16 protein-coding genes are annotated in these 19,399 nt (G+C 48.4%); 2 read left to right on the top strand and 14 right to left on the bottom strand.

The window, feature by feature from the left end:
- Positions 1–53: 53 nt before the first annotated feature.
- The 9 genes from KTH90_RS10595 to KTH90_RS25100 all read right to left on the bottom strand — a co-directional run bounded on the left by KTH90_RS10595 (position 54) and on the right by KTH90_RS25100 (position 10,816).
- Positions 54–440 carry a hypothetical protein gene (locus tag KTH90_RS10595; RefSeq protein ID WP_158352374.1) on the bottom strand — a complete coding sequence of 129 codons (387 nt, stop codon included), beginning with the start codon at positions 438–440 and terminating at the stop codon, positions 54–56.
- 204 nt (positions 441–644) lie between these two features.
- Positions 645–1,658: a LacI family DNA-binding transcriptional regulator gene (locus KTH90_RS10600; protein WP_158352375.1), complete on the bottom strand. Its 1,014-nt coding sequence runs from the start codon at positions 1,656–1,658 to the stop codon at positions 645–647.
- 282 nt (positions 1,659–1,940) lie between these two features.
- Positions 1,941–3,110, bottom strand: coding sequence for a M24 family metallopeptidase (locus KTH90_RS10605; protein ID WP_158352376.1), 1,170 nt, complete (start codon positions 3,108–3,110; stop codon positions 1,941–1,943).
- Positions 3,111–3,141: 31 nt separating this feature from the next.
- On the bottom strand, positions 3,142–3,516 hold the full coding sequence (locus tag KTH90_RS10610; RefSeq protein ID WP_158352377.1) for a sensory rhodopsin transducer: 375 nt from the start codon (positions 3,514–3,516) through the stop codon (positions 3,142–3,144).
- Between the two features lie 167 nt (positions 3,517–3,683).
- Entirely contained in the window at positions 3,684–4,694 is a 1,011-nt protein-coding gene (locus KTH90_RS10615) for a LacI family DNA-binding transcriptional regulator (protein WP_158352378.1), read from the bottom strand.
- Positions 4,695–4,972: 278 nt separating this feature from the next.
- Positions 4,973–6,013, bottom strand: a complete 1,041-nt coding sequence (locus tag KTH90_RS10620; RefSeq protein WP_158352379.1) for an ABC transporter substrate-binding protein — start codon at positions 6,011–6,013, stop codon at positions 4,973–4,975.
- A gap of 70 nt (positions 6,014–6,083) precedes the next feature.
- Positions 6,084–7,049 (bottom strand): ABC transporter permease, encoded by a 966-nt coding sequence (locus tag KTH90_RS10625; RefSeq protein WP_158352380.1) that lies wholly within the window; start codon positions 7,047–7,049, stop codon positions 6,084–6,086.
- A 20-nt stretch (positions 7,050–7,069) separates the two neighbouring features.
- On the bottom strand, positions 7,070–8,572 hold the full coding sequence (locus KTH90_RS10630) for a sugar ABC transporter ATP-binding protein (RefSeq protein ID WP_158352381.1): 1,503 nt from the start codon (positions 8,570–8,572) through the stop codon (positions 7,070–7,072).
- Between the two features lie 690 nt (positions 8,573–9,262).
- Positions 9,263–10,816, bottom strand: a complete 1,554-nt coding sequence (locus KTH90_RS25100; RefSeq protein ID WP_158352382.1) for an LPXTG cell wall anchor domain-containing protein — start codon at positions 10,814–10,816, stop codon at positions 9,263–9,265.
- A gap of 91 nt (positions 10,817–10,907) precedes the next feature.
- On the opposite strand from KTH90_RS25100, the gene KTH90_RS10640 reads away from it, so the two are divergent.
- Positions 10,908–11,741, top strand: coding sequence for a helix-turn-helix transcriptional regulator (locus KTH90_RS10640; protein ID WP_158352383.1), 834 nt, complete (start codon positions 10,908–10,910; stop codon positions 11,739–11,741).
- A gap of 682 nt (positions 11,742–12,423) precedes the next feature.
- Here KTH90_RS10640 and galE read toward each other — a convergent pair.
- From galE to KTH90_RS10655, 3 genes are all read right to left on the bottom strand, one after another.
- Complete coding sequence (gene galE, locus KTH90_RS10645) at positions 12,424–13,434, bottom strand: UDP-glucose 4-epimerase GalE (RefSeq protein ID WP_158352384.1); 1,011 nt, start codon at positions 13,432–13,434, stop codon at positions 12,424–12,426.
- Between the two features lie 99 nt (positions 13,435–13,533).
- Entirely contained in the window at positions 13,534–14,649 is a 1,116-nt protein-coding gene (locus KTH90_RS10650; RefSeq protein WP_158352385.1) for a phosphotransferase enzyme family protein, read from the bottom strand.
- A gap of 3 nt (positions 14,650–14,652) precedes the next feature.
- A complete protein-coding gene (locus tag KTH90_RS10655) occupies positions 14,653–15,576 on the bottom strand; it encodes a nucleotidyltransferase family protein (protein WP_158352386.1) in 924 nt (307 codons plus the stop codon).
- Between the two features lie 199 nt (positions 15,577–15,775).
- On the opposite strand from KTH90_RS10655, the gene KTH90_RS10660 reads away from it, so the two are divergent.
- Positions 15,776–16,666 carry a helix-turn-helix domain-containing protein gene (locus tag KTH90_RS10660; RefSeq protein ID WP_158352387.1) on the top strand — a complete coding sequence of 297 codons (891 nt, stop codon included), beginning with the start codon at positions 15,776–15,778 and terminating at the stop codon, positions 16,664–16,666.
- A 114-nt stretch (positions 16,667–16,780) separates the two neighbouring features.
- On the opposite strand, the gene KTH90_RS10665 is transcribed toward KTH90_RS10660, so the two are convergent.
- Positions 16,781–17,833, bottom strand: a complete 1,053-nt coding sequence (locus KTH90_RS10665) for a DUF4340 domain-containing protein (protein ID WP_238726776.1) — start codon at positions 17,831–17,833, stop codon at positions 16,781–16,783.
- Positions 17,830–19,398 carry a GldG family protein gene (locus KTH90_RS10670; RefSeq protein ID WP_158352389.1) on the bottom strand — a complete coding sequence of 523 codons (1,569 nt, stop codon included), beginning with the start codon at positions 19,396–19,398 and terminating at the stop codon, positions 17,830–17,832. The genes KTH90_RS10665 and KTH90_RS10670 overlap by 4 nt, the downstream gene beginning before the upstream one ends.
- Position 19,399: the final 1 nt, after the last annotated feature.

Genomic DNA, 19,399 nt, shown 5'->3' on the forward strand with positions numbered 1-19,399 from the left:
AAAAAGGACACCGCCATGTGTGGCAGTGTCCTTTTTTGGATTACCGTATTATATTATTGTGCTGCGCCGTTAGGGGTTGCAGTCGTTTCTACACCATCGTTGGTTCCGTTTCCGGTCAGATCATCCGCTGCGTCCTTTACGCCGTCTACTGCTTCATCAACTGCGCCGGCAGCTCCGTCGATAATATCCCCGGCAGCATTTCCTGCTGTACCGTCATTATTATCCGTGGCATCGGTTCCTTCCGTGGCGCTGTTGTTGGTGGTTCCGGGCGTTGCTGTAGCGGCAGGTGTCGCTGTGGCATTGGTTCCGGATTCTGTGGTGGTACCTGTACCGTTACCTGTGGTGTTGTCATTATTTTTCTTGTCGTTGCTGCAGGCCGTAGCCAGGCAAATCATAAGTAATACTGTCACACTTAAGAATAATTTCTTAAACTGTTTCATAATAGTATCTCCTTTTCCATATTCTATAGACAGCAATGTTCTTGCTTTTCTGTTTTTAATATGGGCAGTTTTCCATATTTTATACATGAATTCTTTATGAATATCACAAAGCTTATTCTATATTATAAGGACTTTTTGGAGATGCTATTTTATAAATGAAAAGCCTAGTTCTTCACCGATCAGAATCACATGAATACGGATCCTCTATCTCTGTGATCTTTTCTTTAGAGAACCTCCCTCATAAAATTCATAATTCAGTATGTAATTGGTAATCTGGCATTTTGTCTTGGACTCGGCATTACGAATGATATGTTCCACCGCCGTCCGGGCCATCTTCTCCACCGGCTGTAAAATACAGGTTAGACTTGGTCGCACCAGCCCCGTAAAATCAATAGCGTCAAAGCATACCACAGAAATATCCTCCGGTACATACAGTCCCGCTCTCTCCAGAGCGAGGATCGTGCCGCAAGCCTGCATGTTATTAGGTACATAGATCGCTGTGGGAAGCGTCCGACGGCTCAGGATCTGGCTGACTAACTGTGATACGCTCTCTGAGTTATATTTGCCATAATATATATCTTCTTCGCCACAGGGCAGCTCATGATCCCGCATGCAATCGCGAAAGCCCCTGAGCCTGTCGATGGCTGTCGTCTCCTCTACGATTCCGGAGATGGCCACGATATCCTTATGTCCATATGAAATCAGTTTTTCTGTTAACTCATAACCTGCTTTGTGGTTATCAATTCCTACAAAAGAATAGCTGTTCTTAGTTACCCGAGGTATATTGTCCACGAACACCACATTTCCAAGTTCATTTTCCCGCTCATAGATGTCGTTCTGACATGCTTGTGAGATAATAATACCCATGACATTTTTGACTTTTAAAAGATCGTAGTACATCTGCTCTCTCGTAATATCTTCGTCTGTATTGCAGAAGATCATATTATAGCCGTGATAGCTGAGCTCTCGGTCTATCGCCTGCAGCATCCGGGGATAGAACACATTTGTGATATCCGGCAGGATCACGCCCACGATGGAACTGCTGCTGAGCTTTAACGATCTGGCCATATTATTTGGCACATAGGACAATTTATTGGCCGCGTCCATTACCCGCTGCCTGGTCACCTCTGAAATCCGCCCTTTTCCGTTCAACGCCCTGCTTACGGTTGATATAGAAAGCCCCAGGTATTCGGAGAGATCCTTCAGATTCGAACTCATACCGGCTACCTGTTTATGTAACAGCAGATGGCGCGGATCTGCTCTCCAAAGGAGACGTCATAGCAGGGCGGCATGACGGTTAATTCTGGTATTTGATTCATATGGATTCATCCTTTCCTCAATATCTTAGGCTTGGGCAAACGTTTGCACTTAGCCTAAAATTTTCTGCCCCGGCGCAGCTGTATCATCTAATGCGGGCACAGGACAGTATTTTTTAGCTTGGGGACATGTCCATTTCAGTTTGGGACATGTCCATATTGGTTTGGACATGTCCCAAATTGATTAGCACTCTATCTCGTGGATGGTGCCGATCTGAGGGCTGAGCAGGTCACAGCCGTTCTCTGTGATGACAATGGGTTTCTCCCAGCGCAGTCCGAAATTCGGTCCCATAGCAAAGGTGTCGATCTGGAATGTCATGTTGGGTAAAAGGGGATAATCGGAAATGGTCTCCATCCACGGAGCCTCCACTTCAATCAAGCCCAAACCATGGCAGGGTCCATACAGAAGGTTCTCTCCGTAGCCATTCTCCTGGAAGTATTTGATGAAATCCTTTGCTACATCCGCTGCGGTCACTCCGGCTTTTAGCTGTTTCTCAGTCCACATATGGGCTTTCAGGCAGAATTCCACCAGCTCTTTTTTGAGCCCGGCCAGCGGGCCCATGGATACGGGCATACCGATGGAGGGAGAGTATCCGTCGATCTTGGCAGCCAGGTTGATCTGAACGATATCACCTTTCTGGATTTCCCGGTAAGAGGAGCGGGAGATCGCATGCTGGGTGGATTTTTCAGAGAATACATAGAGCGGAAGCCCTTCATATTCGCCGCCGTTTTCATAGATTGCTTTCTGGGCGATTCCCACCATCTGCAGCTCAGTCACTCCGGGACGCAGGGCTTTGATAACTTCCTTTGTGGCGATCTCCGTAATTCGAGCGGCTTCCCTTAGGCAGGCGATTTCATTGACGGATTTCACACTTCTCAACGTGGTCATAATATCATCACAGCGGATCAGTTCCGCTTCCGGATAACACTCTTTAATGCCTTCATAGATCACCAGGTTCGTATCCAGCCAGGCTGCCATTCCGATCTTAATGTGGTCTCCGGTAACGCCTAATTCTTTGAAAACCTCCCGAAAATTCGTGGGATGCAGCTCCGGATACTGGGGATTGGCAGACTCGCGGTATTCGCGGAGTACGCGCACCTTGTCAATGTGGCCGAAATCGGAAGCAAAAATCTGACTCTCAGGACCAACCATCAGCGCGCAGTCACCGGACGGTGTGATCGCCACGCCGGCCCGCTCGAATACCGGCCAAAACCCGGATAGATATCTGGTGTTCGCATAGTCCGCTTCCGAGCCGTTTACCACTAATATATCCAGGCCCCGCTCGCCGGCCAGTTTCGCTGCCCTGGCTATTCTCTGTTTATATTCTTCGTCCGGAATCATTACTCTTTTCATTTACTGTTCCTCCATTATCTTTTTTATTTTATTAATCTTCAAAGCCGTAACCCATCACTGTATAATAAGCCAGGTTCGTCTGCCTCGCGTCCAGTCTGCCGTACTGTACGATAACCGGTACGTCACTTTCCACTTTCATCGCATACTGCCTGCCAAGGGATTGGGTGTGAGCTCCGAAATATTGCTCTTCATGGGTTTTCATACAACGCACTCTGTTCGCCCCTATCGTAATTCCTTCTGCAGTATCCGGATCTGCATCCTCATAGTAAAATACAACTCGGATATGCGCATCCCGGTCATTGGGATTTAAAACAACCACGGACTCATGTCCCTTTAATTCACTGTCGCCAAATGGCGGCCTGTCCCCGTCCGGAAAGAACCAGACTCTTTTCCCATAATCTTTCACGTTTCGTCTCCTGTCTTAAAATGCATTTTCCTGAAATTATGGAAATTCCAGAATGCACATACTGTTTTATGCAGTGCTTTTTTGCACAACGGGTGAGCAAACGATTGCTCACCCGTTAAACCACCACTGTAATCTTTTTTGCTTTTCGCCTCTGTCGAAGCACCAGATTAATTGACCTTTTTCAGTGATCTTCCCTCAATAAATGTATAATCCAGAAAATTCGTAACGGTTTTGAAATGATTTCCATCGTTTTTCAGATTGTCAATGATCATCTGTACAGCGGTCTCTCCAATCCGCTCGATCGGCTGGCTTACGCCTGTGAATACCGGTTCAATCAGCTTTGCGTCGTCCTGTCCGTCGAAGCAGACAAGGGAAACATCTTCCGGTATCCGGATGTTCTCCTCTTTCAGCGCATACATTGCACCGAAGCCCTCTACGTTATTATGGGCATATATTATAGAAGGAAGATTATCGTGTTCGATTAGTTTCTTTGTAATTTCATACCCGCTGTTATAATGGCAGTCTCCTATGTAATGCCGTCTTGGATTGAAAGGTATTCCATAATCCGACAGGCAGTTTTTGAATCCTGCCACACGATCATTGCTGGAAGATTCATCCAGGTTCCCGCTGATCATAGCGATATCACGGTGACCGTATTCGATAATTTTCTGTGTCAATTCATAGGAAGCCCGCTCATTGTCCACGCTTACAAAGGAATATGGTTTATTCGTAATATACGGCGCATTATCCACAAATACATAGTTTCCAAGCTTGCTTTCCTTTTCATAGATATCGCTTTTACACGTTGTCGCGATGATCATTCCGCTTACTTTCTTGGACTTCAGCAGTTCAAAATAAGCCTTTTCCCGTTCAATATTCTCATTCGTGTCGCAGAATATAATACTGTAGCCGGCGTCCCACAACATCTGATCCATACTTTTCAGCATTTTCACATAAAAAGTATTGGCCACATCCGGGATGATCACTCCAACGGTGGAACTCCTCTGCATCTTTAATTCCCGGGCTGTCTCATTCGGACGATAATGAAATTTCTCTGCAGCTTCAAAAACTTTTTTCCGGGTCTCCTCACTGATCCGCCCTTTGTTATTCAATACTCTGGATACGCTTGAGGTAGATAATCCCAGATATTCGGCGATATCTTTTAGTGTTGCGCTCATAGTTTCTCCTGTATTTTAGAATTTCCATATCGATCTTTCTGCCGCTTTTGTAAAGAAGAGGTTTAAAAAGGATCCTTTGCGCGTGATGCTATGTTCTGGTATGTATGGATATGGTTGACTAAATTGTAACATTATTCCATTTTATGCGCAATCCTAACCGCTTGCGCATAACCAGCTTTTTGCGCTGATTTTACCAGCTTCTTTGCGCAGTCCAGCGGTACGGACCCTTTCTCCTGAGCGTTTTTCTAACTATGACATTCTTTACAGGTTCTTGCTTCTTAATCGTACAGCAACGGCGCTATTTTCGGATCGTCCATATTGCTGGCGTCATACCAGTAACAGCCGGTATCGATGAAGGATTCGACACTCTCTCCATTCATCAGCTTGACTGCGGTTTCTATTGTCTTATAACCCATTCCAACCGGATCCTGGGTAATAGCTCCTGCGATTTCTCCGCTTCTGATCGCTTCTTTCATAGCTGCGGAAGAGTCAAAACCTACCAGTTTAACATCTTTTAACTTATTTGCTTCTTTCAGCCCATTATAAGCGCCTACGCAAGCTCCTTCGTTGGATGTATAAATCAACTGAATATCCGGATTAGCCTGCATCATACTTTTAGCAACTTCTGCTGATTTTAAGTGGTCACCTTCCCCATACTGCTCATCGACGATCTCGATATCCGGATAGTCCGCCGCTATTTTATCTTTGAAACCAACAACTCTTTCCACTGCGTCAACAACTGTCTGGGAATGTCCGACAATACCTATTTTTCCTTTTCCTCCCAAAAGCTCAGCCGCATGTTCTGCAGCCAGCGCGCCGGCTGCTAAACTGTCGGTGGAACATTTCGCCTCAGATTCCGCTTCTCCGACACCAGCATCAAAACCTACCACTTTGATTCCTTTTCCTTTTGCTTCCTGAAGAATACCGGCTACAGCTTCATTGTCAATGGCTGCCATACACACAGCTGCCGGATTGTTACCCAGCGCGGTTTTCAGCATGTCGACCTGTTTGTCTACCATAGTCTCCTGCTCCGGCCCTTCAAAAGTAATTCTCACGCCCAAATCAGCAGCAGCCTGATCGGCGCCGGATTTTACCGCCTGCCAGAACTGATGTGAGAATCCCAGCGCGACCATAGCTATATAGGGTTCTTCACCATCGGCTGCGGGGGCGGAAGTGTCTGCATCTGCGGGAGCCTGGGCCGATGTATCTTCGTTCTGCGCGGGTTCACTTTTTGCCGGTTCCTCACTTTTGGAACCGCATCCTACGGCAGCGCCTGCCACCATCGTTAAGGTTAAGAGAACTGCTAATAACTTTTTCATTACTTTTACCTCCTTTTATTTTGATAAGTAATGGTATATGCTAAGCCCTTATGGGCTGATAGCCGTTTGATCAGCCTTTTTTTCTTCTCATCTGGTCGAAGAATACGGCCAGAGCCAATACCAGACCCACGATAGCCGACTGGATCTCGGTGGATACTGCCATGATCCGAAGCCCATTAGTCAAAGAGCTGATAATCAATGCGCCGATCAGGGTTCCCACTATACTTCCCTCGCCGCCGGTCAGGGAGTTGCCTCCGATTACGGCTGCTGCGATGGCTTCCAGTTCATATCCGGGTCCCAGCTGAGGCTGTGCCGAGTTCAAACGGGAGGACATAACCAGTCCCGCTACGCCGCAGAAAAAGCCGCAGAGAGCGTAAATGCCGATCTTCCACTGATTTACCTTGATACCGGAGAGCCTGGCCGCCTCCTCGTTGGAGCCGATTGCCAGATCATACCGTCCGATCAGGGTTCTGGAGAACAATATGTGCGCGACTATCGCCGCGATCACCAGAATAATAATCGCATTGTAGAAACCGGGTATCCCTAAGAATTCGCCTATCGCGATGTTCTGGTATCCGTCCGCTCCTGTGAAATAGACGGGTTTGATGCCGGAGACTACCAGGGAAAGGCCTTTTGTAATCATCTGCATGGCCATGGTGGCAATAAACGGCGGCAGCATCATCTTTGCTACTGCGAATCCGTTAATGGCGCCACACAGGGTACCCACCAGGAAACCGAACAGGATCGCAAGCCAGATCGGAAAATGCCAGACAGTAAACGCCGTGCCGCTCATAACGCAGGAAAATGTCATAACCGTACCAACGGATATATCGATTCCTCCTGTAATAATAACGAAGGAACATCCCAGAGCCAGCAGCCCGTTTACACAGGTGGCCAGCAGGATCGTCATGATGTTGTCATAACTGGCGTAGCTGGGTTTCATAATGCTGAAGAAGATAACCAGCAGAAAAAAAGTAGCCAGTATAATAAGTTTGTGGGATACATCTTTATTTTTCAATAAACTTTTTACTTTCATTGTTCTTTCCTCCTTCTCCCTTATGCCTCTCGTTTGGTGGCATATCCCATGATGACATTTTGATCAATTTCATCTCCCATCACCTCTCCGGTGATTCTGCCCTCGCACATAACCAGAACTCTGTGGCAGGTCCTTATAATCTCCGGTAATTCCGATGAGATCACGATGATCGTTTTGCCCTCAGCCGCCAGCTGATTCATCAGCTTGTAGATTTCATTCTTTGCTCCGATATCGATTCCTCTGGTCGGTTCATCAAAGATCAGAATATCCGAATTCCGGGTCAGCCATTTGGCAAGTACGACCTTTTGCTGATTTCCACCTGATAGAAGTTTTACCTTCTGTTTAATCGAAGGAGTTTTGATACTCAGCGATTCTTTTTGCTTTGTCGTATTGTCACGAGACTTTTTAAAGTTGATAAATACCAGCGTTTTCAGGAAATCTGCCATATCCGCCATACAGACATTTTCATCTACCGAAAGCCCCAGCGCCAGTCCATACCGCTTACGGTCCTCGGACAAATAAGCAATCCCTGCGTTTACTGCGTCACTGGGAGAGCTGATCTTCACAGGCTTGCCGTGTACCAGGATCTCTCCGCTCTCGTGGGGATCGGCACCGAATATGGCACGGGCCGTCTCTGTTCTTCCCGCTCCCACCAGGCCTGCCAGTCCCAGGATCTCTCCCTCTCTGGCCTGGAAAGTCACATCCCGGACCATACGGCCGGCATTCAGATTCCGGACCTCCAGTGTAACTTTATTGTCTTTTTGCGTAAATTCATCCTGCTTTGTAACAAATATTTCCCGGCCGACCATCATCTTGATAATCTGGTCGATCGTGGTGTCCTGCGTATTCACGGTATCCACATAGCCGCCGTCCCGCATTACTGTGATCCGGTCCGAGATCTGTTTCAGCTCTTCCAGCCTGTGGGAAATATGTATAATCGCCCGGCCCTCTTCACGCAGCATACGAATGACCCGGAACAGATCTTCGATCTCGTTGTCCGTTAACGCCGCTGTAGGCTCATCCATAATCAGGATCTTGGAATCATATGAAAGCGCTTTGGCTATCTCTACCATCTGTTGTTTGGCTACGGTCAGGTCTCCAACCTTTACCGTGGGATCAATATCCTGATTCAGTCTCTCGAATAACTTTTTTGCCTCCTGGTTCTGTGTCTTGGCATCCAGGAAAACCTTGGCTTTTGTCTTGTACTCCCGTCCAATGAAAATGTTCTGCGCAGCTGTCAGATGGTTCATCAAATTTAGCTCCTGATGAATCATGATGATGCCTTTGCGCTGTGCATCCCTTACATTGTTAATGCTGATTTCCTCCCCGTTCAGCAGGATCCTGCCGGAATCCTTCGTGTAGACGCCGGTCAGCACCTTCATCAATGTGGATTTCCCCGCACCGTTTTCGCCGACCAGAGCATGTACTTCTCCTGCTTTGAGTTCAAAGGTCACATCATCCAGTGCTTTAACTCCCGGAAACTCTTTGCAGATATGCTCCATTTTGATTAGTTCTCCAGCCATTTCCTATCACCTCTTTCTCCTTGCTGTTCCTTCCTCCGGTTACCTTTTTCATATACTTCATAATTTGCTCAGACCGCGCAGTCCCAAATTTCAGGGGTGAGCAATCGATTGCGCAATCAGGAATAAAAAATAGTAGCGAAAATACTATAAGTGCTACTATCTGATGCCTATGAAGTTTTCCCTCTGGATAACTCTAGCTTATTACACCTGAAATTATCTGTCAACGACATTTTTTGCGCAAAATTGATGCGCAATTCCGACTATTAAGCTGTACTTATAAATCAAAATATGAGGATAAACAAAAAGAATCTTGATTCATTCAAGGTTCTGAAAGGAACTTTTTTCAAATACAGTTTGAAATTAATTACTCTTTTTATTATATTTTTTAATATATATTTGTGCATATATCCCTTTGAGTTTGCGCATTTTGCGCATGTTTCTATCTATTTTTTCATATTTTTTTGGATTTTGTTTTTTCTTTTTCGTCATTAATCCCAATGATTGATGATTTTGTTTGTCTTTTATGCGCACTTTAACTTCAAATTTATGATTATTATACTCTATAATTTTTTGCTCCTATACTTGCTTCATTACCTCCTGATCCGTATGGCGCTTCTACACTTAAAATGAATGACCGGAGCCGCTCCCCACAAATTCGGGGTAGCAGCTCCGGTCATAGTAGTAATCATCTTACTGATTTATATTTTTTCTTTTGTAAAATATAACCGTACCGGCCGCTGCCGCTATAAGCATAATGACCGCTAGTGGTATCACCGGTGAAGTGTCGCCCGTCTGAGCGCCGCCGGCCCGGGTCGCGGAAGCGTCACCAGAGTCCGACTGTCCGGATTCATTTCGGGAATCCTGCTCCTCATGGTTGTCGTTTTGGGACACCTCATCCCGGAAAGCGAGCGCGTACAGGGAATAGGAATCAGACTCTATCGTAATCGAAGCCTCATCCTGATCCAAATCTTCCAGTTCAAGAATCGTTCCGTCATGCAGACGCAGGAACGTAAAGGTCCTCTTCACTCCCTCACCGGGTTTTAAATCCTCCGGCACCGGCACGATCAGGCGTAGTTTTCTATCCAGGTACCGTACGAGCTCAAGGTTTCCTTCTCCTACCTGTTTCTGGATCGTTATATCCAGTACCATTCCCATCTTTCTGCCATCCAGCGCTCCCTGGAACTGAGCCATATCCGGATGATCTTCTTCCATCTGCACTCTTCTGACCGTAAGCAGTATTCTGCTGTAGACGCCGTCTGCAATCAGCTGCTTTTCCTCCGCCGTAAATACGGAGTCTATGAGTTCCTGGCTGTTGGAAATCTGTACCTGCGGTGTATTTGGATCCTGCGTAATCTCCACAATAGTTTTCCCATCTTCTCCGGGGAGTTTTTCCAATTGATCCATAGCTGTTCCTAACTTCTCCGCCATTTCAACCACAGTTTGCTGGTCATCTTCGGACAGATCCGCATTCTGAGCCAATGCTTTCGCCTCGGTGAGAGTCTGTGCAAAAACCTCCCAGCTGTCTGCTGTGTAATCGGTAGGTTTGCACTTATCTGCCGCTGCGATCTTGTCCTTCAGCGGCGCCATATCCGCTCTCTTCTTTAAGGCGTTTAACACTCCTTCCAGGGCGCTCACCATCGCATCGACTGCGGCCTGATCCCGAATCGTCAGACCTGCGGTATTCCATAATTCTCTGGCTGCATCCAGTTGGATTTTTAATTCCGCTGCTGTATTTTCAGTGTAACTATCCGTCTGAACTGCTTCGGCCCGGCGGATCATCTCGCCCAGAAGAGCTGTACTTGCCGGTTTCAGGCTCATATGCTCTCTGGCCCACTTAAGATTTTTAAGAGTGAGATCTACAATCCCCTGCTCCAGCACGGTCAGATCTGTACGATCTACGACTTCCAGTGCCACACTTAGGGCTTCCTCCACATTTTTCACGGAAGAATCTTCATAATCAGCCCAGTTATTTTCCTGTTTTTTTTGCTCCTGTACGACATCACAAAGGACGCGTAAAGCCTCCATGTCCGCTGCTTTGTATTCCAGGTTCTTAAGGATATCCGCCAGTGTATTCATCGCGTTCTGTATATCCTCCGGACTGACCGTACCGGGTTCCTGGGTCAACAGGGTTTCTGACGCTTCGATGGCTGCCTGCAATTTCTGCGCACAGTCAACGGTGATCTGATTTTCTTCCAGAACCTGTCTGCCGTCAGCTATCTTTTCTGTCAGGGCGTCTGTATTCACTTCTTTATAAAGTAATCCCAGTGCCGCTGTATCCAGATTGCTAATCGCTGTCGTTACCTCTTCTACGGATCAGGAAGTCCGTCCGGCACTGATGGCTATGCAGCTGAACAACTTTGTGCTGGAATCCGGTATCGCCATGCCTTATCACATCCTGTTCCATACCGTCACCATAGGCTATCCTCAGATCTGGGAAACCGCGAGGGATATGCGCACCGCACTGCCTCAATATGTATCGTTGTACTCACAGAACTATTCGCTGTATCCGGAAGGGCCCAAGTGTCCGGTTCCCGATCAGCAGCAGAAAAGAGACCAGATCAATTTCCTATACCAGCTGCAGAATGACACTTCTTATCTGCAGTATGTAACATCCACCCTGGACTCCTATGCCGAAGCCGGATATGCCCAAAGTATCACCGACGACTTTATCCGCGAAGTATACCACTCCCTGCCCGTACTGTTTAAAGTCGAGGACAAAACCGTCCTGGCCGCCATGTCGGACACGTTATCCCATCTGCACTCCTGTTATTCCGGCGGACAGATGAATCAGCAGATCCGCATTTCCATCGAAAACATGCTGCAGACCCAATCCTCCGCCGCCGGAAGTGAGCATCTCTATTATCAGCTCAAGCACTATATTGAAGTTAATTACAACCAGAAAATATCACTGGACGACCTATCCGACCGCTACGGATACACCCCGTCCTACATAAACCGCCTCTTCAAAAAAGAATGCGGCATATCCCCCCTCCAATACCAGACCAGTCTGCGCATCACAAAAGCAAAAGAACTCCTAAACACCCAGGCGGACATCGATATCAAGACCATCGCCTCCACCATCGGCTACGAGGATGCCAGATATTTCAGCCGTGTCTTCAAAAATGAGGTGGGAACTACGCCCAGCGAATGGGTGAGGAGTAAAGGCTGATATAGGTCCGGCGTGAAAACGGGCTGAAGTCCGGGGCGGGGGACAACGCTTCTGCGGTGAAAAACTTCGGGACGGACTAAGAGCTATGGGCGGGGGCGGGAAAGAACCCCTCATTACATTTTTCTACGCAAACTCGCTGCGCTCAGACATGCTCCGAAAAACGGGGATTCTTTCCCGCCCCCGCCCATAGCTCTAAGTCCATCCCTCAATGTTTTTCACCGCAGAAGCGTTGTCCCCCGCCCCGGACTTCAGCCCGTTTTCACGCCTGCTTTGGTACCGGCTTTGTATATATGTTCCACTATCTCAATTCTAATACAATACCGGTAATTGCTGTATACGAAATGCTGCATACGAAACTCAGTTATCCCAAAAACAGGAGCGGGCTGGGGCAAGAACAGCCTCCGGGGGAAAGGAACAACAAGGAACGGGATCGACATCGCTTGAGACCGGGCCTTAGAACGGATTACGGAGATGATGGGAGAACCTCGCAGAGCCTGGAACACTGTCCGAGCCGCCTTTTGGCAAGTTTGTTCCGGGCTCTGCTAATAAGAGGTTCTCCCATCATCGTAGTTATCCGTTCTTAGGCACGGTCGATGCGATGTCGATCCCGTTCCTTGTTGTTCCTTTCCCCCGGAGGCCGTTCTTGCCCCTGTCCGCTCCGGCCCCTCAGCGAAAACTTATCTTATTCATACCCATTCGGGTTTCCAGCCTGCCAGCGCCAGGCGTCTTCGCACATCTCGTCCAGCTGGCGCAGGGCTTTCCAGCCCAGTTCTCTGTACGCTTTGGAGGCGTTGGCATAGCAGGCGGCGATGTCACCGGGGCGGCGGGGTTTGATTTCGTAGGGGATCGGGGTTTGGCATACTTTTTCGAAGGCGTGTACCATTTCCAGGACGCTGTAGCCGTTGCCGGTGCCCAGGTTGTAAATGCTGACACCTTCTTTTTTCCCGAGGTGCTCTACGGCTTTGACGTGGCCCTGGGCCAGGTCGGTTACGTGGATGTAGTCACGGACTCCGGAACCGTCGGGGGTGTTGTAGTCGTTGCCGAAGACTCCCAGGGATTTTAATTTGCCGGAGGCTACCTGGGTGATGTAAGGTACCAGGTTATTGGGGATTCCTTTGGGGTCTTCTCCAATCAGGCCGCTTTTGTGGGCGCCGATGGGATTGAAGTAACGCAGAAGGACGATATTCCACTCGGGATCGGCTGTGTGCAGATCCTGCAGGATTTCTTCCAGCATCAGTTTGGTTCTGCCGTAAGGGTTGGTTACGTGCAGCGGAAAGTCCTCGGTGATGGGGACAGTGGCCGGATCCCCGTAGACGGTGGCGGAAGAACTGAATACAATGTCTTTTACTCCGTATTTCCGCATGACATCACAGAGGATCAAGGTGCCGGTGATGTTGTTCCAGTAGTATTCCAGGGGTTTGGCGACCGACTCGCCTACCGCTTTAAGACCTGCGAAATGGATGACGGAATCGATGGATTCCTGCTCGAATATAGTCTCCAGGCCGTCCCGGTCTAAAAGATCTGCTTCGTAGAATTTTACGGTTTTGTTGGTGATCTTTTGTACGCGTTCCAGGGATATTACACTGGAATTGCACAGGTTATCTACAACGACGACTTCATGGCCTTCGTTTAACAGCTCCACACAGGTATGGCTGCCGATATAGCCGGCGCCGCCGGTTACTAATATTGACATAGTGGTTTGCTCCTTTTCTTTTTACGCTTACCAGGAATGGTTTCACTGAAATGGTAAACGGGGTTCCGGTTTCCATGCATCGGGAAGGCGGGTACCGTTTCAGCTGTACTTGCGCACGATTCCAGCCATCTGGTCCATTTTCGCTTCCATGTCGGCCACCAGTTTGAACTGGGTTCTGGCACGGTCCAGATTGTGCTGTTCCCGGTGAATCTTGAAGTATACGTCTCCCTGGAGATAATCAGTCAGAAAACGCATGCCGCATTCATAAGTCATCATTTTGGCACCCATCGGCAGCATCTCCAGTTCCTTTTGCGTCAGGCTGCCCTGGCAGCCTTCGATGAAACCTTTGGTGTATAATTCAAACAGGCGCAGGTCGCAGGAGATCTTGGAGAGGTCTGTCTCATCCTCCGCTCCCGTGCTGGCTCCAAAACGGATGGAGTCTCCGAAGTCGTTGACGGCCAGTCCGGGCATAACCGTGTCCAGATCGATGACGCAGATCCCTTTTCCGGTCTTCTTGTCGATCATGATGTTGTTCAGCTTTGTGTCGTTATGGGTTACCCGCAGAGGAAGGGCACCGCTCTGTAAGAGGTCTCCCAGAATACGGGTGTCGGCCTCACGCTCCATAACGAATTGGATTTCCCTGCGGACGCTTTCTGCGCGGTTGAACACATCTTCCGCCACGGCTTTTTTGAATATCTCGAATCTGGCGGCTGTGTCGTGGAATCCCTCGATGGTTTCGTGCAGGGTCTGTGCCGGATACTTTGCCAGCAGACGCTGGAAATTTCCAAAGGCAAGGGCACTCTGATAGAAGTCATCAGGTTTTTCTACCAGATCGTAGCTGACGCTGTTCTCGATGAACTGATAGACTCTCCAGTAACAGCCGATGGAGTCTTTATAGTACATTTTTCCGTCTTTGACGGGCACCAGGTTCAGAGTTTCCCGGTCCGGATCCCCTCCGTTCTCTATGATGATCTTGCGCAGATAGGTGGTCACGCCTACGATGTTTTCCATCAGTTCTTCGGGACGGGTGAAAATCTCATGATTCATCCGCTGAAGAATATAGTGCATTTCTTTTTCCCCTGCAGTCCGGCATACCAGCAGAAATGTGTCATTGATGTGTCCGCTCCCGTATAGATCGGAACTGATCACGGTTCCTTTAAGTTTAAACTGCTGAATCGCTTCCTGTTTTCTGGAGCAGGCGGTTGTTCTGTCCATTCTCTATTCCTCCCAAAGTTTCTGCGGATATAGGCCCGCTTCTTTCATTTCTTTTATTGCTTTGACTACGGTTTCCTTATCTTCCCGGTAGGTAACGCCGTACCAGCGGTCCGGGGACTGAAGAACCTGTACCGTAGCTTTGCCCTCACGGATCAGACGGTCCACTACGAAGGGCAGGAAGTACTCACATTTCATAGGATTTTCCCGAAGCCCTTTTTCCAAAAATTCTGCCAGGCCGTTCTTTACCTCTGTGAGGAAGCTTTTTTGGAATCCCCAGAGATTCATGGATACGGTACTGTGCTCCGGTATCGCGATCCAGGTAGCTCCGTCATCTTCTGTGTACGCGGCCTGCTCTCCTCTTTTCTCTATCCGGGTCCGCTCCTGGATATCGGTCAGATATCCCTGATCGTCAGTTTTACAGATTCCACGGGCCACATGCCCGTTTTCCGTCAGTGTGTTCTCCAGCACATATCCCACCATCGCGTAGCGGTATTTGCCGTCGTCCTCATGGTTGGACAGATAATCGTAGATCTGTGAAAAAGCGTGCGCTCCATAGTAATCGTCCGCGTTGATAACAGCGAAAGGACCGTCGATCAGATCCCGGCAGCTCAATACCGCGTGTGCCGTCCCCCAGGGTTTCGTTCTGCCTTCAGGCACCTGGAAACCCTCCGGGATATCGGTGACTTCCTGAAACGCGTAGGCTACCTCCATGTATCGCTCCAAACGGTTGCCGATCACTTCCCGGAATGCCTCTTCGATCTCTTTTTTTATAATAAATATTACTTTCTCAAATCCGGCTTTTCGCGCGTCATACAAGGAAAAGTCCATGATAATATGTCCCTGGTCGTCCATTGGCTCCATCTGCTTGAGTCCGCCAAAACGGCTCCCCATTCCTGCCGCCATCACTACTAATACTGGTTTATTCATATTGATTCCCTCCAATCTTTATGAGTTAAGTGTAATACAGAACCAGAAAGCATGCTTTAGCATATTTTATGGAAATTTTGCACAATCGTCATTATAATCTTGAAACCAACAGTATTGTATCGTATTATTAAGGGAATCCCTGCCATTTTATTTTGCACAATTTGCATGTTATGTGGCAATCAGCTGGAAAGGAGGTATTATGGCTTACGAAAGTATACGGTTAAAAAAAGAATTTGTCATTGATCAGATCGTTACGATACATTACTTTGAATATATGAGTGATTTCTCCTATCCTGGGGAATCCCATGACTTCTGGGAACTTCTCTGTGTGGACAAGGGTGTCGTCAACGTCCAGGCGGATGCCCGGACCCATACCCTGAAGGCCGGGGATCTGATCTTTCATAAGCCCCGTGAGTTCCACAATGTAAAAGCCAACGGAGTGATCGCGCCGAATCTGGTCGTGATTTCTTTTGTCTGCAAGTCACCCGCCATGGTTTTTTTTGAAAATAAAATCTTGAAGGTGGACAGCGTAGAACGGGAAATTCTGGCCCGCATCATTGCGGAGGCCGGATCAGTCTACATAAGCCGGCTGGATGATCCTTATAGTGAAAAGCTGACCCGCCGGGCGGACGGGCCGTTTGGTGCGGAACAATTAATCCAGATGTACCTGCAGCAGCTGCTGATCCTGCTGGTCCGGCGCTGTCAGACTTCTTTAGACAGCCCGTCTCATCCCAAAACACTTTCGAAAAACAGTGAGGATGAACTGTTTTACCATCTGTTGGAATATATGAATACCAATTTAAAAGAGCATCTGACCATCGATCAGATCTGCCGGGATAACCTGGTCAGCCGCTCGGTCCTTCAAAAGCTGTTCCAAGAGCGGGCCGGCTGCGGGATTATCGACTATTTCTCCAAACTTAAGATCAGTGCCGCGAAGCAGCTGATCCGCAACAGGAGCCACAATTTCTCACAGATCGCGGATGAACTGGGGTATTCCTCCATCCACTATTTTTCCCGGCAGTTCAAGAAAATAACCGGAATGACTCCTTCCGAGTATTCGGGATCGATTAAGGCATTGACGGAGAGGTAGTGGCGCGCGGAGGACACCGGCTCTGAGCGAAATCCTTTATATGGAAAAGGGCGCCAGAACCATTTGAAATTGATTCCGGCACCCGTTACACTACCTCTTTTAGCATCTTATTCTCTATTGCAGAATATTTTCTTCTGCCTTCTGCTCTGCTTCCAGAAGAGGAAGAATCCGGTCTGTACTGATCAGATAGACATTGGAGTAGTCGGCGTGTTTCACATAGTAGTTGCCGGCTTCATCCTGGCTGCCGATCATGAGAACAAACTGCTGGGGAGTGGTGACCGTCTCGGTACCGCCTCCGTTCCCTTCTTCGTTGGCCTCGATGGTGTAGTCTACAGTCAGCGTAAATGCAGGTTCCAAGAGACCGTAGGCAGAGAGGTCTTTGCTGTTATATTCTTTCAGGCCCGTGTATGAGGCTTCGGTGATATTTTGCAGGAGTTCTTCTGCGTATTCGGTGCGGATGCCATCCTCGGAGCCGTCTGCCCTGATCAGCTTCCAGTTATAGGCATCCGTGTCTCCGGCTTTTTGGATGCTTACCGATCCATCACCGCCTGTTAAGGTCAGGTTGGAAATGGTGTCCATGGATATAGCTGGATAGGTATCGGCCTCTATAAGGGACATCAGGTCAGATCCGAATCCGCTCACCGCTGTGGATGCTACCGTGTATACTCCGGCTTCTCCCTGTACCGCTGCATAATATTCACCGGTGATGCTGTTGGTGTCCCCGATCAGAACCGTAATTTTAGTTTCGTCCGTGTCCTGCAGGGTGATCTGGTTGGACGGCTGGTCCAGTCCATATTCTTCGTAGTTCCGGTCGTCCTTTACTACGGTAGAGGTTCCTTCCAGAGAGGTCATTCCTGATACCATGCTGTCCAGCGTATTCTTATTAATTGGAATGCTTTCGTCTTCATCGTAATACCAGTTTTCGGTGTCGTCCTCGGTTTTCTTATGGAAGGATAACGTCTGGCCGTCATGGACGTAGGATATATGGTTAACTTTATCTGAATCCATGCTGACAATCTGTACGGTATCGGCCTGGGAAGCTGCCTGTTCTTTTTCTTCTTCCTTTTTGGCAAAGCTTACCACGGCCAGGTAGATACCGATCAACACAGCCAAAATGATTACCGCAAGGACCAGATTTCTGGTTCTGTGTTTTTTCTTTCCTGTCATCTATTCTTCCTCCCCAGCCAGATTACCAGACCGGTTACTAATACCGCCAGGGGAATCACTACGATACAGCCCAGGAAGCCTAACAGGGTCCCCATAGCCGTCATGGACAGTGATGTGTTATCTATGCTCTTGCTGGGTATCGAAACCGTTACTTCTTCCCCGTCGGTCAGCCAGGAAACCGCTTTGCCCACCAGTTCCATGTTACCGCCGATCACCTGGGAATCGATACCCTGGTCAAACATCAGCTCGGAGGTCAGGCATACGATCCTTGTTTCCTTTGAAGCTGACTGGTCTTCTGCATTGCCTGTATCCGTACTGTCTGTATCTGCGCCTTCTGTATCTGTGTCCGCTGTATCAGCGCCTTCTGTCCCGGTATCTTCCATACCGGTATTACCTTCACCAGCGGAGACTGTTTCGGTGATTGCGGCGCCTATCATAAAGGGACCGTCGATATCACCGTCTTCTTTTTCCATCGTGGTGACATTGGCCGGATCCGGTTTTGAGTAGGCTGCGTCGCTGGTCTTTAAGAGGGAGCTGACCTGAACGGTGTCGCGATGGTCCTGGCTTTCCTGCAGCCCCTGTGCCATAGGCATCAGTATATATTTCTCCAGCCCGCTGGTGATCTCATGAGATTCCTTATCCGGTACGATATAAGCCTGACCGGAACCGGTATAATGGTTCGGATCCCCCTCCACTACAACTCCTTCTACCCGCTCCAGGCCATAGCCTGCCAGCAGCGCATCCAGATTCGGCTGAGGTGTTCCACCAGTATAGCCGGCAACGATAAAAGCATGGCCTCCGGCCGTCAGGTAATTCTGTATCTTGACCGATTCCTCTGCAGAGATATCGGCCATGGGAGAAAAGATAAGCAGGAAGTCCGCGTCCTCCGGCACCTGATCTGCCGTTATTAGGTTCAGATCCTCGGTCTCGAGATTCTGTTTTTGTATCAGGCTTTTCAGGCTGTCGGTCATGGCCGCCTCATCATGGCCTGTCAGAGTATAGGCCTTACCCAGATTTTCACTGGTGACATAGGAAATCGCACTGGTAATCTGGCCCTCTCCGTCGAATCCGGTTACGGTACTGCTGTAATTCGTATAATCCATCTGATATTCATATATCTGATCCGGACTCAAAGCTTTTTTCCGGTCTCCGCATTCCACGATCACACTGTTATTATATAGATCCATGTCCTGATAGCTGTTTAGGAACGCTGGGTTTTTGACAGGATCCCTCACTTCGAATTTTATATGGTCGCTGGCCTGGGCATAGTTATCCAGCAGCTTTTTCGTGGTCTCGTCTTCCTGGCCGCTCTGGGCCACCAGATAGATCTGAACATCTTTTGTCAGCGCGTCTAACACCTCGGTGGTCTGGCTGCTGATCTGGGTCAGATTCTGGCCGGTCAGATCAAACTCCCGGAACTTGGAGGGCAGTGCGTTCACCGCCATATTAATCACTACAATAATAGCCAGAACGATCAGCGCCAGACCCATGCTGTAGGATCCATGCCTTAATCTTTTATTTTTTACTCCCTTACGGAAGCTCTCTTTAATATTAAATTTCTTCATT

The organism is Diplocloster modestus, from assembly GCF_019042245.1.
GTDB lineage: Bacteria > Bacillota > Clostridia > Lachnospirales > Lachnospiraceae > Diplocloster > Diplocloster modestus.